We start from the raw sequence: 16,246 nt of genomic DNA on the forward strand, positions 1-16,246 counted from the left end.
AGGCCTCGGGCCGGTGTCAGCCGTCCAGTCGCCGGACCCGGCAGCGTGAGGGGCCCTTCGTCCGCAAGGTGATCCCGGCACCGACCGGGATCTCGGTGTCCACGGCCTCGAACTCGTAGGACCGCAGGATCATCGCCAGCGCGATCACCGACTCCAGCATGGAGAAGCGCTGGCCTATGCAGGCGCGCGGTCCGCCGCCGAAGGGGAACCAGGCGTAGCGCGGACGGGCCGCTTCCGCCTCCGGGGTGAAACGGTCGGGGTCGAAGCGGTCCGGGTCCGGCCAGTAGCGCGGGTGGCGGTGCGTCACCCACGGCGCGAGGATCACGTCCGCGCCCGCCGGGACGGTGTGGCCCCCGACCTCGGTGGCGGCGACGGCCCGGCGGCCGATGACCGGGGCCGCCGGGTAGAGCCGCATGGCCTCCTTGAGGACCTGGGTGAGGTACGGGAGCCGGTCCACGTCGGCGGCCTCCGGCGTACGGTCGCCCAGGACGCGGGAGATCTCCTCGCGGGCCCGGGTCTGCTCCTCGGGGTGGAGGGCCAGCAGGTGCAGGGCGAAGGCGAGGGAGGTGGCGGTCGTCTCGTGCCCGGCGAGGAGGAAGACCAGCACCTGGTCGCGGAGCTCGGTGGCGGCGAACTCGGCGTCCCCCGTGCTCCGGGCGGAGGCGAGCAGGCTCAGCAGGTCCTGTGCCGGTGCCGGTCCGTCGGCGCCGTCCCCGCCGCCACCCTCCGGGGCGGCGTCCCGCCGCTCGGCGATGATCTGGTCGCAGACCGCGTACAACTCGTCCAGCGCCGCCGCCGCCCGCTTGTTGGACGGGGTCGGCCAGGTGCGCGGAACGCTGACGGGGGAGTAGCCGCGGCGCAGCACGTAATCGGTGACGACCGGAAAGCACCGGTGCACGACATCGACGGTGGCGTCCACGTCGGTGCCGAAGAGGATGCGGGCGACCGCGCGCAGGGCCAGGTGCGCCATCGCCTCCGAGACGTCGACGACACCCTCCCCGGCCTGCGGCCAGTCCGCGAGGGCCGCCTCGGTCTCGGCGGCGACGGCCCCGGCGTAACTGTCGACCCGGCGCGGGGTGAACAGCGGCTGCACCAGCCGGCGCTGGCGCAGGTAGTCCTCGTCCTGGCTGGTCAGCAGGCCGTTGCCGAAGCTGTCCCGGATCTCCTGGTAGAAGAGGTTGTCCTTGCGGAAGTTGGCCGATTCCGAGGCCAGTACCTGCTGCACGCCCTCCGCGGAGAAGACGCAGTACAGCTCGGCGCGCAGCCCCGGAGGCCCGGCGGTGATCCGTACGACGTCACCGTGCTGGTGCCGGGCCCGCAGGTAGGTGCCGAGCGAGTCCGTCTTCAGATCGACGAGCGACCCGATCAGCGGGGCCCCGGAGAGCCCGGGGACCTCCGCCTTGGCACCTGTGTTCGTTCCGACCGCCATGGCCGCCCCCTCGTACCGTACCGACGTACCGACGAACCGATTCTCCGGGTTCCCCACCCCCACGATCACCGCCCCGCTCCCGCCATGGCCGAATCCCACCCCTGGGGGCCGGGAGGGGACCGCCACGGCCTCGGCGGGGTGCGGGGTCAGCTTTCGGCGTGGGGTCAGATGTCCCGGAAGATCTCGATCTGGGCGCCCACCGAGTTGAGGCGTTCGGCCAGTTCCTCGTAGCCGCGGTTGATGACGTAGACGTTGCGGAGCACCGAGGTGCCTTCCGCCGCCATCATCGCGAGGAGGACGACCACCGCCGGGCGCAGGGCCGGCGGGCACATCATCTCCGCCGCGCGCCAGCGGGTGGGGCCCTCGACCAGGACCCGGTGGGGGTCCAGGAGCTGGAGACGGCCGCCGAGGCGGTTGAGGTCGGTGAGGTAGATGGCGCGGTTGTCGTAGACCCAGTCGTGGATCAGGGTCTGGCCCTGGGCGGTGGCGGCGATGGCCGCGAAGAACGGGACGTTGTCGATGTTCAGCCCGGGGAACGGCATCGGGTGGATCTTGTCGATCGGGGCTTCGAGCTTGGACGGCCGGACCGTCAGGTCCACCAGGCGGGTACGGCCGTTGTCGGCGGTGTACTCCGCCGAACGGTCGTGGTCCAGGCCCATCTCCTCCAGTACCGCGAGTTCGATCTCCATGAACTCGATCGGCACCCGGCGGATGGTCAGCTCCGACTCGGTGACGACCGCGGCGGCGAGCAGGCTCATCGCCTCGACCGGGTCCTCGGAGGGCGAGTAGTCCACGTCGACGTCGATGTCCGGGACGCCGTGGACGGTGAGCGTGGTGGTGCCGACGCCCTCGACCTGGACGCCCAGGGCCTCCAGGAAGAAGCACAGGTCCTGGACCATGTAGTTGGAGGAGGCGTTGCGGATGACCGTGACGCCGTCGTGCCGGGCGGCGGCGAGCAGGGCGTTCTCGGTGACGGTGTCCCCGCGCTCGGTCAGCACGATCGGCCGGCCGGGGGAGACGCCGGCCTCGACCCGCGCGTGGTAGACGCCCTCGGTCGCGGTGATGTCCAGGCCGAAGCGGCGCAGGGCGATCATGTGCGGTTCGATGGTGCGGGTACCGAGGTCGCAGCCGCCGGCGTAGGGCAGCCGGAACTGGTCCATCCGGTGGAGCAGCGGGCCCAGGAACATGATGATGCTCCGGGTCCGGCGGGCCGCGTCCGCGTCCATGGACTCCATGTCGAGGCGGGCCGGGGGGACCAGTTCCAGGTCCACGCCGTCGTTGATCCAGCGGGTGCGGACACCGATGGAGTTCAGGACCTCCAGGAGGCGGTAGACCTCCTCGATGCGGGCCACCCGCCGGAGCACCGTACGGCCCTTGTTGAGCAGCGACGCGCAGAGCAGGGCCACACAGGCGTTCTTGCTCGTCCTGACGTCGATGGCGCCGGACAACCGCCGTCCGCCGACCACCCGCAGGTGCATCGGGCCGGAGTAACCGAGAGAGACGATCTCGCTGTCGAGGGCCTCGCCGATCCGGGCGATCATCTCAAGGCTGATGTTCTGGTTCCCGCGCTCGATGCGGTTCACGGCGCTCTGGCTCGTGCCGAGTGCGTCGGCGAGCTGACTCTGTGTCCAGCCGCGGTGCTGCCGGGCGTCACGGATGAGCTTGCCGATACGTACGAGGTAGTCGTCTGCCATGGGGGAACGGTATCTCAGATATGAGATGAGGTCTGCGGCGGGTGGGGCATACGGGTATCACTGGCCGTCAACTCAGGTTTCGGCGCTTCCTGCCGCTTCTTTCCGCTTCACGCCGCTTCCCACCACTTCCGATCGTTTCCGACCGCTTCGGTGCGGTGCCGTGGTGCCGTGGTGGCCGGACGGCGGCGACGAGGTGACGTCGCATCACGCCGTGGTCCGTGTGATCGCCGACACGCGCCGGGCGCACCGGGCGCGCCGGCGTCGTCCGGGAGCTCGTCGGCGACGCCGTGGGGACGGGCGAGGGCGACGGCGGCGTGGCATCGGGCGGCCCGGAGTGGTGGGGGGCATCGGAGCAGGCGGGAAGGTGTGGCCCGGGGGGTCGGCCGGGACGCGTGACGCGTCCCGTTCCGGGCGGGACGGCCCCGGGCGCCGCCCTGCTCGCGGCCCGCTCCGCGCCGCCCTCCGGGCATGCTGGAACACCGGGCCGCCGGGCGGTCCCGGCGGTGCGGCGGGTACGCACCTCGTCCCTTCGCCGGTACATGTACTAGAGTTATCTCGACATCGAGATATCTGCCGAAGGCGTACCGCAGCCGCCCCCATTGGTAAGGGTTACCTAACCTAGCCTTACCTTAGCGGATTGGCAGGGGTGGCGGCACCACGCGGCGGCAGCCGCATAAGAAACACTGTGCGGTAATACGCGCGAATTCATGCATGAAGGAGACTGTCGTGTCGGCGAACAGCTTCGACGCCCGCAGCACGCTGCAGGTGGGCGACGAGTCGTACGAGATCTTCAAGCTGGACAAGGTGGAGGGCTCGGCCCGCCTCCCCTACAGCCTGAAGGTCCTGCTGGAGAACCTGCTCCGTACCGAGGACGGCGCGAACATCACCGCCGACCACATCCGGTCGCTCGGCAACTGGGACTCGCAGGCCCAGCCCAGCGAGGAGATCCAGTTCACGCCGGCCCGCGTGATCATGCAGGACTTCACCGGTGTTCCCTGCGTCGTGGACCTCGCGACCATGCGCGAGGCCGTGAAGGCCCTCGGCGGCGACGCCTCCAAGATCAACCCGCTGGCCCCGGCCGAGCTGGTCATCGACCACTCCGTGATCGCGGACAAGTTCGGCACCCCGGACGCGTTCCTGCAGAACGTGGAGCTGGAGTACGGCCGCAACAAGGAGCGCTACCAGTTCCTGCGCTGGGGCCAGACCGCCTTCGACGAGTTCAAGGTCGTCCCCCCGGGCACCGGCATCGTCCACCAGGTCAACATCGAGCACCTGGCCCGCACGGTCATGGTCCGCAACGGCCAGGCGTACCCCGACACCCTCGTCGGCACCGACTCGCACACCACCATGGTCAACGGCCTGGGCGTGCTGGGCTGGGGCGTCGGCGGCATCGAGGCCGAGGCCGCGATGCTCGGCCAGCCGGTCTCCATGCTGATCCCGCGCGTCGTCGGCTTCAAGCTGACCGGCGAGCTGCCGGCCGGCACCACCGCCACCGACCTCGTGCTGACCATCACCGAGATGCTCCGCAAGCACGGCGTCGTCGGCAAGTTCGTCGAGTTCTACGGTGAGGGCGTCGCCGCCACCTCCCTCGCGAACCGCGCCACCATCGGCAACATGTCGCCGGAGTTCGGCTCCACCGCCGCGATCTTCCCGATCGACGACGAGACGCTGAAGTACCTGCGCCTGACCGGCCGCGACGCCCAGCAGGTCGCCCTCGTCGAGGCGTACGCCAAGGCCCAGGGCCTGTGGCTGGACCCGGCCGCCGAGCCCGACTTCTCGGAGAAGCTGGAGCTCGACCTCTCCACGGTCGTCCCCTCCATCGCCGGCCCGAAGCGCCCGCAGGACCGCATCGTCCTCGCCAACGCCTCGCAGCAGTTCGCGCTCGACGTGCGCAACTACGTGAGCGACGACGAGGAGGCGGGCAAGGAGTCCTTCCCGGCCTCCGACTCGCCGGCCTCGGCCAACGGCGTGCCGACCAGGCCCACCCCGGTCACCCTGGCCGACGGCACCTCCTTCGAGATCGACCACGGCGCCGTCACCGTCGCCGCGATCACCTCCTGCACCAACACCTCGAACCCCTACGTCATGGTCGCCGCGGCGCTCGTGGCCAAGAAGGCGTCCGAGAAGGGCCTGACCCGCAAGCCGTGGGTCAAGACCACCCTGGCCCCGGGCTCGAAGGTCGTCACCGACTACTTCGACAAGGCCGGCCTGACCCCGTACCTGGACAAGCTGGGCTTCAACCTGGTCGGCTACGGCTGCACCACCTGCATCGGCAACTCCGGTCCGCTGGACGAGGAGATCTCGAAGGCGATCAACGAGGCCGACCTCGCCGTCACCTCGGTGCTCTCGGGCAACCGCAACTTCGAGGGCCGCATCAACCCCGACGTCAAGATGAACTACCTGGCCTCGCCGCCGCTGGTCGTCGCGTACGCCATCGCGGGCTCGATGAAGGTGGACATCACCAAGGACGCCCTCGGCATCGACACCGACGGCAAGCCGGTCTACCTCCAGGACATCTGGCCCTCCGAGGCCGAGGTCAACGACGTCGTGGCGAACGCCATCGGCGAGGACATGTTCAACAAGTCCTACCAGGACGTCTTCGCGGGCGACGCCCAGTGGCAGGCGCTGGAGATCCCGACCGGCAACACCTTCGAGTGGGACCCGCAGTCCACCTACGTCCGCAAGCCCCCTTACTTCGAGGGCATGACGATGGAGACCACCCCGGTCTCCGACATCGCCGGCGCGCGCGTCCTGGCGAAGCTGGGCGACTCGGTCACCACCGACCACATCTCCCCGGCCGGTGCGATCAAGGCCGACACCCCGGCCGGCAAGTACCTCACCGAGCACGGCGTCGAGCGCCGCGACTTCAACTCGTACGGTTCCCGCCGCGGCAACCACGAGGTCATGATCCGCGGCACCTTCGCCAACATCCGCCTGCGCAACCAGATCGCGCAGGGCACCGAGGGCGGCTTCACCCGCGACTTCACCGTCGACGGCGCGCCGGTCTCCTTCATCTACGACGCCTCGCAGAACTACCAGGCCGCCGGCATCCCGCTGGTCATCCTGGCGGGCAAGGAGTACGGCTCCGGCTCCTCCCGCGACTGGGCGGCCAAGGGCACCGCGCTGCTCGGCGTGAAGGCCGTCATCGCCGAGTCCTACGAGCGCATCCACCGCTCCAACCTGATCGGCATGGGCGTCCTGCCCCTGCAGTTCCCCGAAGGCGCCACCGCGGCCTCGCTCGGCCTCACCGGCGAGGAGACCTTCGCCTTCACCGGTGTGGAGGAGCTGAACAACGGCACCACCCCGCGCACGGTCAAGGTGATCGCCGAGACGGCCCCCGGCGAAGCCGGGAACGTTCGCAGTGAGTTCGACGCGGTCGTCCGCATCGACACCCCGGGCGAGGCGGACTACTACCGCAACGGCGGCATCATGCAGTACGTGCTCCGGAACCTCATCCGAGGCTGAGCCGGACCGATCCGATCCGATCCGGACCGATCCGGACCGGACCGGTGAACTGAGGGCGCGCCCGGCGGAGCCCAATCAGCCGACACGGCTCCGCCAGTCGGCACCATAGGGCCGTACCCCCGAAAAGGGGGTGCGGCCCTTCCGCTTGTGCCGGGGCGTCCCGCGCGAGGTCCGGCTCCCCGGCGAGCGGGACCGGGAGACGCGCGGGTCCCCGGCCCGGAGCCGGACCCCGCACGGGACGCGCGGGGCCGGGCGGAGGCCGACCCCGACGAAGGCGAGGAGCCGAGGATGGCACCCACCCCCGCACCCGACGGGACCACCCCCGCACCCGACGGCACGGGCACGGGCACGGGCCCCGGCGCCGGGCCGGGCCGACGGGACCTCGTCACGCGCGCGGCGGCGCTCGGCCTGGCCGCCGGCCCGGTGGCGGGTCTCCTCGGCGGCTGCGCCTCCGGCGGCTCGTTCACCCCGGCCAACCGCTTCGGCACGGCCCCGAAGAGCCCGGCCAACCCCTTCGGCGTCGCCCGGGGCACCCCCCTGGACGTCGTGGTCTTCAAGGGCGGCTTCGGCGACGCCTACGCCAGGACCTGGGAGGCCGCCTTCGACCGCAAGTGGGGCACCACCACCTCCCACCTGGCCACCCAGGAGATCACCGCCAAGCTCCAGCCCCGGTTCAACGGCGGCAACCCGCCGGACGTCGTCGACGACGCCGGGGCCCAGCAGATCAAGCTGGACGTGCTCCTCAAGGCGGACCAGCTCGCCGACCTCACCCCGGTGCTCGACGCGCCCTCGCCCGACGATCCCACCCGAACGGTCCGCTCCACCCTGATCGCCGGCACGGTCGAACAGGGCACCCAGGGCGGCAGGTTCGTCGCACTGAACTACGTCTACACCGTCTTCGGCCTCTGGTACTCCGCGAAGCTCTTCGAGGAGCGGGGCTGGACACCCCCGAAGACCTGGGACGCGTTCCTGGGGATCTGCGCCAAGGCCAGGAAGGCGGGCATCGGCGGCCTCGCCCACCAGGGCAGGTTCCCGTACTACATCAACGTCGTCATCATGGACCTGATCGCCAAGAAGGGCGGCCCGCGGGCCGTGCGGGCGATCGACGACCTGGAGCCCCACGCCTTCGCGGGCAGTACGGCGGCCCTCGCGGCCGTCGAGGCCGTCTACGAGGTGGCCGAGAAGGGCCTGCTGATGCCGGGCACCAACGGCCTCACGCACACGGAGGCCCAGACCGCCTGGAACCAGTACCGGGCCGCCTTCGTGCCCTGCGGTTCCTGGCTGGAGAACGAGCAGCTGAAGCAGACCCCGGCCGACTTCGGGATGACCTTCCTGCCGGTCCCCGTGCTCGACGGCAGCGCGCTCCCCGTCGAGGCCGTCCGGGCCGGCGCGGGCGAGCCCTTCATCGTCCCGGCGCGGGCCGCCAACAGGTCCGGGGGCATGGAGTTCGTCCGCTCGATGCTCTCCCGCGAATGGTCGACCGTCTTCGCCCGGCAGGCCAACGCCCTGACCGTGCTCAAGGACGGCGTGGACCCCCGCGTACGGCTGCGGCCGGGCACCCGCTCGGTGGTGGACTCGCTCAGGGCCGCGGGCACCGACACCTTCACCTACCTGTACCCGGACCGGTACAGCGAGCTGGACACCGAGCTCCAGAACGCGTCCAACGAGCTGATGGCCCGGCGCATCCAGCCCAGGGAGTGGATCAGACGCGCCCAGGCCGCCGTGGACCGGGCCGCCGCCACCCCCGCGGCCCGGGACAACCGCCGCGGCTGACCCCCCGCCCCGACGCCCTCGTCACCACCGGGGACGGCCGACCAGTACGGCCGACCAGCACGGCCGATCAGCACGGACGACCAGGACGGACACCATGAGCCACGTATCCCGGGGGAAGCGCAGGACCGGCTTCATCACCGGTTTCCTCCTCGCGCCCCTCACGCTCTACCTGACCTTCGTCATCTGGCCGTACGTCCAGACGTTCGGCTACTCCTTCACCGACTGGACCGGCCAGTCACCGGTCCTCCACTTCGTCGGCCTGGACAACTACGCGACGCTGCTGCGGGACGAGGTCTTCCGCGGCGCCCTCGTGAACAACCTGCTGCTCCTGGTCCTCGTCCCGGTGACCACCATCCTGCTCGCCCTCTTCCTCGCCTTCATGGTCAACGCGGGCGGACGCGGCGGGTCCGGCGGGGTGCAGGGCGTACGGGGATCACGCTTCTACAAGATCGTCTACTTCTTCCCCCAGGTCCTCTCCCTCGCCGTCCTCGCGGTCCTCTTCGGCGCCGTCTACCGCAGCGACCAGGGCGGTCTCCTCAACGGCCTGCTCGTCCGGGCCGGCCTGGTGGACCCGGAGCACCCCGTCGAATGGCTCAACGAACCCGACCTCGTCCTGTGGTGCCTGCTGCTCGTCGTCGTCTGGCACGGCGTCGGCTTCTACCTCGTCCTCTTCTCGGCCGCCATGCAGTCCGTCCCCAGGGACGTCTACGAGGCCGCGCTGCTCGACGGCGCCGGGCGCGCCCAGACCTTCTTCAGGATCACCCTGCCCCTGCTGTGGGACTCCGTGCAGACCTCCGCGGTCTACCTGGGCATCGCCGCCATGGACATGTTCGTCCTGGTCTCCACCATGACCTCGGGCCAGTTCGGCGGCGGCCCCGACCACCGGAGCGAGGTCATGGCCACGGTGCTGATGCGCAACTTCCTGTACTTCGGCAAGAGCGGCTACGCCTGCGCCATGGGCGTGGTCATGCTCCTGCTGACCCTGATCCTCTCCGTCGTCGTGCTGCGCGCCACCCGCCGTGAGCGCATCGAGTTCTGAGCGGGAGACCACCATGACCACTGTGATCAAGGCGCCCGGCGAGACCGCCCCGGAGCGCTCCGGCCCCACCCGGGCGGCGGACGGGCGGCGGACGGGCGGCGGCGCCGAGGGCGTGGTCCTCGACGTCTTCTCCCACGGTTTCCTCGCCGTCTGGGCCGTCCTCGTCGTCCTGCCCCTGCTCTGGCTCGCGCTCGGCTCCTTCAAGACCGACGCGCAGATCGGCGGTTCGGCCCTGAGCCTGCCCTCCCACTGGCACGTCGACGCCTTCGGCCGGGCCTGGAGCAAGGGCATCGGCGACTACTTCGCCCACACGCTGACCGTGATGGCCTTCTCGGTCCCGCTGACCATGCTGTTCGGCGCCATGGCCGCGTACGTCCTGGCCCGCTACCCCTTCCCGGGCAACCGGCTCGTCTACTACTTCTTCGTCGGCGGGGCCATGTTCCCCGTCTTCCTCGCGCTCGTCCCGCTCTTCTTCATGGTCAAGCGGTTCGACCTGCTCAACACCTACCAGGGCCTGGTCCTGGTGTACGTCGCCTACTCGATGCCCTTCACCGTCTTCTTCCTGCACGCGTTCTTCCGGACGCTGCCGACGGCGGTCCACGAGGCGGCGGTCGTCGACGGTGCCTCGCACACCCGGATCTTCTTCCAGGTGATGCTGCCGATGGCCCGGCCCGGCCTGGTCAGCGTCGGGATGTTCAACATCCTGGGCCAGTGGAACCAGTACATCCTGCCCGCCGTGCTGATGCAGCCGCAGAGCGGCTCCGACCCGGAGCGGTACCTGCTCACCCAGGGACTCGTCCAGCTCCAGTACCAGATGGGGTACGAGACGGACCTGCCGGTGCTCTTCGCCGGGGTGACCGTCGCCATGATCCCGATGCTGGTCGTCTACCTGTCCTTCCAGCGCCAGATCCAGGCCGGCCTGACGTCCGCCACCCTCAAGTAGCGCGACTCCGGGTCCGGCACCACCGACCAGCTCACCGCCGAGACCGCGGGCTCCAGCGACAGGCTGGTGACCGCCTCCTCCAGGGCCCGGCCCTCGTGCCCCTCGGCGGTCAGCAGCGCGGACACGGTCACCTGGCCCGGCTCCGGGCCCTCCTGACTGCGGATCGAGCGCAGCTGGTAGCCGGGCCGGCCCAGCGCGTCGACGAGCCGGTGGCGGATGTGGGCCTCGTCCGACTGCCGGCACACCGCCTCGAAGTGGAAGTCGGTGGCCACCTCCGCGCCGCCGCGCGGCGCCCGGTCCAGCCGCCGGCCCAGCGGGCGCAGCAGGAGGTTGGCCCCCACCACGCCCGCCGTGCCGCAGGCCGCCAGGACGAACAGCCCCACACCGGCCAGACAGCCCACGGCCGCCGAACACCACAGGGTGGCGGCCGTGTTCAGACCCCGGACGTTCAGCCCGTCGCGCATGATCACACCGGCGCCGAGGAAACCGATCCCGGAGACGATCTGGGCGGCGACCCGCGAGCCGTCGTAGCTCACCCCCTCCGGGACCGTGCTGAGGAACCCGTACTGCGAGAGCAGCACGAACAGCGCGGCCCCGCCCGCCACCAGGGCATTGGTCCGCAGCCCCGCCATCCGGGCCCGCCACTGCCGTTCCAGGCCGATCGCCGCCCCGAAGCCGAGCGCGGCGGCCAGGTGCCCGGCCATCTCCCATTCGGTGAGCGGCATCGGCCTCTCCCTTCCGCTGCCCGGCTCTTGCGGCCAGGCGTCGAATCTACGGATGTACCAGGTCTTCACGCGCCGCGTAAGTACGCGGTACGGGAGCAGAACGCCGATCGGCCAGGGGAGGTAACCCGCGGGCAGGGGGACGAAGCCCGGCGTCGCCTTCGCCTTTGGCCAGGTGGGCGGCGGATTCGCGTAGCGTCCGGCTCTTGACGTCAGGAGGGCCAAAGGCTCGACTTGAGCTTCACAAGTTGGAGAGACGCCGGGGTCGCGGAGCGGGCAGCCGTGACATCCGGCCGGGGGGTGACGGCCCGGCCGTCGCCCATGGGCAGGAGTGGATGAGTCGTGCAGACTCCCGGATCGCAGTCCTCGCTGCATCGGGCGAACCTCGAACGGGTCGTGCGGGCGGTGCGGCTCGCGGGTTCGCTGACCCAGGCGGAGATCGCCCGGACGACCGGACTGTCGGCGGCCACGGTCTCCAACATCGTCCGGGAGCTCAGGGAGAGCGGGACCGTCGAGGTCACCCCGACCTCGGCCGGGGGCCGGCGGGCGCGCAGCGTCTCGCTGAGCGGGGACGCGGGCATCGTCATCGGCGTCGACTTCGGCCACACCCACCTGCGGGTCGCCGTCGGGAACCTCGCCCACCGGGTCCTGGCCGAGGAGGCCGGGCCGCTGGACGTGGACGCCTCCTGGGCGGACGGCTTCGACCGGGCCGAAGCCCTGGTCGGGCGGCTGCTCGCGGGCGCCGGGGTGAGCCTGGACAAGGTCGTCGGCGTCGGGCTCGGCGTCCCCGGCCCGATCGACGTGGAGTCGGGGAACCTCGGCTCGACCGCGATCCTGCCGGGCTGGGCCGGGACAAACCCCCGCCAGGAGCTCTCGCGGCGGCTCGGGGTCCCCGTCCACGTCGACAACGACGCGAACCTCGGGGCCCTCGGCGAACTGGTCTGGGGGAGCGGCCGGGGGGTCAAAGACCTCGCGTACGTCAAGGTGGCCGGGGGCGTCGGGGCCGGTCTGGTGATCAACGGCTCGATCTACCGGGGGCCCGGCGGCACCGCCGGGGAGATCGGGCACATCACGCTCGACGAGTCCGGCCCGGTCTGCCGCTGCGGCAACCGCGGCTGCCTGGAGACCTTCGCCGCGGCCCGGTACGTCCTGCCGCTGCTCCAGGGCACGCACGGGCCGGAGCTGACGATGGAACGGGTGGTCGAGCTGGCCCGCGCGGGGGACCCGGGGTGCCGCCGGGTCGTCACGGACGTGGGCCGCCACGTCGGCAGCGGCGTCGCCAGCCTCTGCAACCTGCTGAACCCGAGCCGGGTGGTGCTCGGCGGACCGCTCGCGGACGCGGGTGAACTGATCCTGGCCCCCATCCGTGAATCGGTGGGGAGGTACGCGATCCCCAGCGCGGCCCGGCAGCTGTCCGTACTGCCCGGTTCGCTGGGCGACCGGGCGGAGGTGCTGGGCGCGCTGGCCCTCGTCCTGAGCGAGATGGGCGACTCGAACTTCCTGGCGCAGCCGGGGGCCGGGACACGGGCTTCTGTCGTCATGTCTTCGGGCAGAGAACGGATGGCACCGTTGTCATCTCGTTAAGTGTTCACTCCTTGACGGCAAAGTTGCGGCCGGGGTTGACTCACCCCCACCTCGGCCGCAATGACGCGGCCCTGCCAAGGAGGTTCAGGACATGAACACGCGTATGCGCGCCTCCGCCGTCGCCCTCACCGCCTCCGCCACGGCCCTCTTACTCGCCGCCTGCGGCAGCGCGAAGCAGGCCGGCGACACGCCGAAGAGCTCCGGCGCCGCCCAGGGGGACGCGATCAAGGTCGGGCTGCTCCTGCCCGAGAACCAGACGGCACGGTACGAGAAGTTCGACAGACCCCTCATCGAGAAGAAGGTCGCCGAACTCACCGGCGGCAAGGGCGAAGTGGTCTACGCCAACGCCAAGCAGGACGCGACCACACAGAACTCCCAGGCCGACACGATGATCACCAACAAGGTGGACGTCCTGATCGTCGACGCCGTGGACGCCAAGGCCATCGCCGGCTCGGTCAGGAAGGCCAAGGAGGCGGGCATCCCGGTCGTCGCCTACGACCGCCTCGCCGAGGGCCCGATCGACGCCTACACCTCCTTCGACAACGAGGAGGTCGGCAGGGTCCAGGGCAGGGCGCTGCTGGCGGCGCTCGGCGACCGGGCCGAGGACGGCCGGATCGTCATGATGAACGGCTCGGTCACCGACCCGAACGCCGCCCTGTTCAAGAAGGGCGCGCACGCCGAACTCGACGGCAAGGTGACCGTGGGCAAGGAGTACGACACCAAGGAGTGGAAGCCGGAGAACGCCAACACCAACATGGCGGCGGCGATCGCCGCGCTCGGCAAGGACGCGATCGTCGGCGTCTACGCGGCCAACGACGGCATGGCCGGCGGCGTCATCACCGCCCTGAAGGCGGCCGGCCTGTCCACGCTGCCCCCGGTCACCGGCCAGGACGCCGAACTCGCCGGTGTGCAGCGGATCGTGGCGGGCGAGCAGTACATGAGCGTCTACAAGCCCTACGCGCCGGAGGCCGAGGCCGCCGCGAAGATGGCCGTCGCCCTCGCCCGGGGCGAGCGGCTCGACGGGATCACCACCTCGACCGTGGACAGCGCCACCGCCAAGGGCGTCCCGGCCGTGCTGATCCCGGTCGTCCCCCTCACCAAGGACAACATCAAGGACACCGTGGTCAAGGACGGTGTCCACCCGGTCAGCGAGATCTGCGCCGACCGCTACGCGGCGGCCTGCACCGCCCTCGGCCTCGGGTAAGGCCCTCCGCCGCCTCCGCACGTTCTCTTTCCGTACGCGTCCCGCCGGTCAGGCGGCGAAGGAGATGGTTCATGTGTCCGCTGCGCCCGTGCTGGCGTTGCGAGGGGTCTCGAAACGGTTCGGCGCCGTCCAGGCCCTGACCGAGGTGGACCTCGACGTCCACGCCGGCGAGGTGGTCGCCCTCGTCGGCGACAACGGCGCCGGCAAGTCCACGCTGGTCAAGACGATCGCCGGGGTGCATCCCGTCGACGAGGGGGTCATCGAGTGGCAGGGCCGCCCGGTCGTCCTCGGCACGCCCCACGACGCCCGGGCCCTGGGCATCGCGACGGTCTACCAGGACCTCGCGCTCTGCGACAACCTCGACGTCGTCGGCAACCTCTTCCTGGGCCGTGAGCTCACGCGCCGCGGTGTCCTGGACGAGGTGGAGATGGAGCGGCGCGCCCGGAAGCTCCTGGCCACCCTGTCCATCCGGATTCCCAGCGTCCGCGTCCCGGTCGCCTCGCTCTCCGGCGGCCAGCGCCAGACCGTGGCCATCGCCCGCTCGATGCTGGGCGAGCCCCGGCTCGTCCTCCTCGACGAACCCACCGCCGCGCTGGGCGTCGAGCAGACCGCCCAGGTCCTCGACCTGGTGGAACGGCTGCGCGAGCGCGGCCACGCCGTCGTTCTCGTCAGCCACGACCTGGCCGACGTGCGGGCCGTCGCCGACCGGGTGGCGGTCCTGCGGCTCGGCCGCAACAACGGGGTCCTCGCCGTCGCCGACACCTCGCACGAGGAGATCGTCTCCGCCATCACGGGAGCCACGGACAACGCCGTGACCCGCCGGGCGGACCGTACCCGTACCGACACCCCTACCGATGCCCGTACCGCTACCCCTACCGACATCCGTCCCGGGGAGGCCCGCGGATGACCACCGAGAACCCCGCCGCCGGCCCCACAGGCCCCAGCAGCCCCAGCTCCGCCGCTGCCGATCCCCGGCCGCCGGTCCGCGAGCAAAGGCTCTCCGGGCAGCTGGACGAGCTCGGACGCCGCCTGAGCGCCGGTGACCTGGGCTCCGTCCCGGTCGTCGGCGGGCTGATCGCCATCTGGGGCATCTTCCAGGCCCTGAACGAGAACTTCCTCTCCGCGGAGAACCTGACCAACATCGCGATCACGATGGTCGCCACCGGGATGATGTCCATCGGCGTCATCTTCGTGCTGCTGCTCGGGGAGATCGACCTCTCGGCCGGTTCGGTCAGCGGGGTCTCGGGCGCCGTCATCGCCGTCCTCGCCGTCACCCACGGCGTCGACGAACGGCTCGCGGTCCTCGCCGCCCTCGCGGGAGGAGCCCTGATCGGGGCCGTCCACGGCTTCTTCTTCGCCCGGATCGGCGCCCCGGCCTTCGCCGTCACCCTGTCGGGCCTGCTCTTCTGGTCCGGCGCGATGCTCCAGATCCTCGGCAGCAACGGCACGGTCAACCTCGACCCCGGGGGCGTGGTCGGACAGCTCACCACGTACTACTTCCCGGACGTGGCCGCGGGCTACGGGCTGGCCGCGGTCGCCGTGGCCGGATACTTCCTCGCCTCCTTCCTCGACGCGCGCCGCCGGGAGGCCGCCGGGGTCCCCTTCCGGCCACTCGCCGGCATCCTGCTGCGCACGGGCCTGCTCGCGGTGCTCAGCTTCGGCCCCGCCGTGGTGTTCAACCAGTACAAGGGCCTGCCGCTGGCCGTGGTGCTCTTCCTGCTCGCCCTGACCGGCACGGACTTCGCCTTGCGCCGTACCCCTTTCGGCCGCAGGGTCCTCGCGCTCGGCGGCGGCGTCGAGGCGTCCCGCCGGGCGGGCATCGACGTCGACGGTGTCCGGATCGCGGTCTTCACGGTCGCGGGCACCTTCGCCGCCGTCGGCGGGCTCTTCTGGGCCTCCAAGATCGCGGCGGCCAACCAGAGCGCCGGCTCGGGGGACCTGCTGATGAACGTGATCGCGGCGGCCGTCATCGGCGGCACCAGCCTCTTCGGCGGCCGGGGCCGGACCTGGAACGCGCTCCTCGGCGTCATGGTGATCACCTCCATCCAGTACGGTCTGGCACTGGAGGGCATCGCGACGCCGGTCCAGTACATGATCACCGGCGCGGTGCTGCTCGCCACGGTGGTGATCGACTCGGTCACGCGCAGGAACCGGAGGACGGCCGGACGCGCCTGACCGCGCCCCCGGAGCCCTCCCGGCCGGTGGGAGACCGGTCACAGTCCCGGTAAGACCGGTCACATGCCCGGCGCCGTTCCGTGCGGCACCGGGCACCCGCGTGTGCCCGTGCGCGTACAGCTGTGCGGGTATACGCCCGTTTGGTATGTGTGACCCCGCGATCCCATGTACATGTATGACAAAGGTGTAACCCGGCCGGGACGGCCCGATGACCGTGC

General features: G+C 71.0%; 11 protein-coding genes. 8 read left to right on the top strand and 3 right to left on the bottom strand.

Features of this window, described 5'->3' with window-relative positions; translation table 11 throughout:
• Positions 1 to 16: 16 nt before the first annotated feature.
• Positions 17 to 1,429 (bottom strand): cytochrome P450, encoded by a 1,413-nt coding sequence (locus ACIA5F_RS18295; protein WP_399354076.1) that lies wholly within the window; start codon positions 1,427 to 1,429, stop codon positions 17 to 19.
• 164 nt (positions 1,430 to 1,593) lie between these two features.
• Positions 1,594 to 3,123: a helix-turn-helix domain-containing protein gene (locus ACIA5F_RS18300; RefSeq protein WP_399354078.1), complete on the bottom strand. Its 1,530-nt coding sequence runs from the start codon at positions 3,121 to 3,123 to the stop codon at positions 1,594 to 1,596.
• A gap of 726 nt (positions 3,124 to 3,849) precedes the next feature.
• Between ACIA5F_RS18300 and acnA the strand changes: the two genes are divergently transcribed.
• The 4 genes from acnA (at position 3,850) to ACIA5F_RS18320 (ending at position 10,343) form a co-directional block, all read left to right on the top strand.
• Positions 3,850 to 6,588: an aconitate hydratase AcnA gene (acnA, locus tag ACIA5F_RS18305; RefSeq protein WP_399354227.1), complete on the top strand. Its 2,739-nt coding sequence runs from the start codon at positions 3,850 to 3,852 to the stop codon at positions 6,586 to 6,588.
• 288 nt (positions 6,589 to 6,876) lie between these two features.
• Positions 6,877 to 8,361: an N-acetylglucosamine/diacetylchitobiose ABC transporter substrate-binding protein gene (ngcE, locus tag ACIA5F_RS18310; RefSeq protein WP_399354080.1), complete on the top strand. Its 1,485-nt coding sequence runs from the start codon at positions 6,877 to 6,879 to the stop codon at positions 8,359 to 8,361.
• A 94-nt stretch (positions 8,362 to 8,455) separates the two neighbouring features.
• Positions 8,456 to 9,400 carry a carbohydrate ABC transporter permease gene (locus tag ACIA5F_RS18315; protein ID WP_399354082.1) on the top strand — a complete coding sequence of 315 codons (945 nt, stop codon included), beginning with the start codon at positions 8,456 to 8,458 and terminating at the stop codon, positions 9,398 to 9,400.
• Positions 9,401 to 9,413: 13 nt separating this feature from the next.
• On the top strand, positions 9,414 to 10,343 hold the full coding sequence (locus ACIA5F_RS18320; protein ID WP_399354083.1) for a carbohydrate ABC transporter permease: 930 nt from the start codon (positions 9,414 to 9,416) through the stop codon (positions 10,341 to 10,343).
• Here the strand turns inward: ACIA5F_RS18320 and ACIA5F_RS18325 are convergent.
• Positions 10,286 to 11,068: an MgtC/SapB family protein gene (locus tag ACIA5F_RS18325; RefSeq protein ID WP_399354085.1), complete on the bottom strand. Its 783-nt coding sequence runs from the start codon at positions 11,066 to 11,068 to the stop codon at positions 10,286 to 10,288. The genes ACIA5F_RS18320 and ACIA5F_RS18325 overlap by 58 nt on opposite strands.
• A gap of 339 nt (positions 11,069 to 11,407) precedes the next feature.
• Here ACIA5F_RS18325 and ACIA5F_RS18330 point away from each other — a divergent pair, with 339 nt between their 5' ends.
• The 4 genes from ACIA5F_RS18330 to ACIA5F_RS18345 all read left to right on the top strand — a co-directional run bounded on the left by ACIA5F_RS18330 (position 11,408) and on the right by ACIA5F_RS18345 (position 16,028).
• Complete coding sequence (locus ACIA5F_RS18330) at positions 11,408 to 12,649, top strand: ROK family protein (protein ID WP_399354087.1); 1,242 nt, start codon at positions 11,408 to 11,410, stop codon at positions 12,647 to 12,649.
• 91 nt (positions 12,650 to 12,740) lie between these two features.
• Positions 12,741 to 13,853, top strand: coding sequence for a sugar ABC transporter substrate-binding protein (locus ACIA5F_RS18335; RefSeq protein WP_399354089.1), 1,113 nt, complete (start codon positions 12,741 to 12,743; stop codon positions 13,851 to 13,853).
• A 64-nt stretch (positions 13,854 to 13,917) separates the two neighbouring features.
• Positions 13,918 to 14,760, top strand: a complete 843-nt coding sequence (locus ACIA5F_RS18340) for an ATP-binding cassette domain-containing protein (protein WP_399354091.1) — start codon at positions 13,918 to 13,920, stop codon at positions 14,758 to 14,760.
• Positions 14,757 to 16,028, top strand: a complete 1,272-nt coding sequence (locus tag ACIA5F_RS18345; RefSeq protein ID WP_399354093.1) for a sugar ABC transporter permease — start codon at positions 14,757 to 14,759, stop codon at positions 16,026 to 16,028. The genes ACIA5F_RS18340 and ACIA5F_RS18345 overlap by 4 nt, the downstream gene beginning before the upstream one ends.
• Positions 16,029 to 16,246: the final 218 nt, after the last annotated feature.

This window comes from Streptomyces sp. NPDC051567, from assembly GCF_044454165.1.
Lineage (GTDB): Bacteria > Actinomycetota > Actinomycetes > Streptomycetales > Streptomycetaceae > Streptomyces.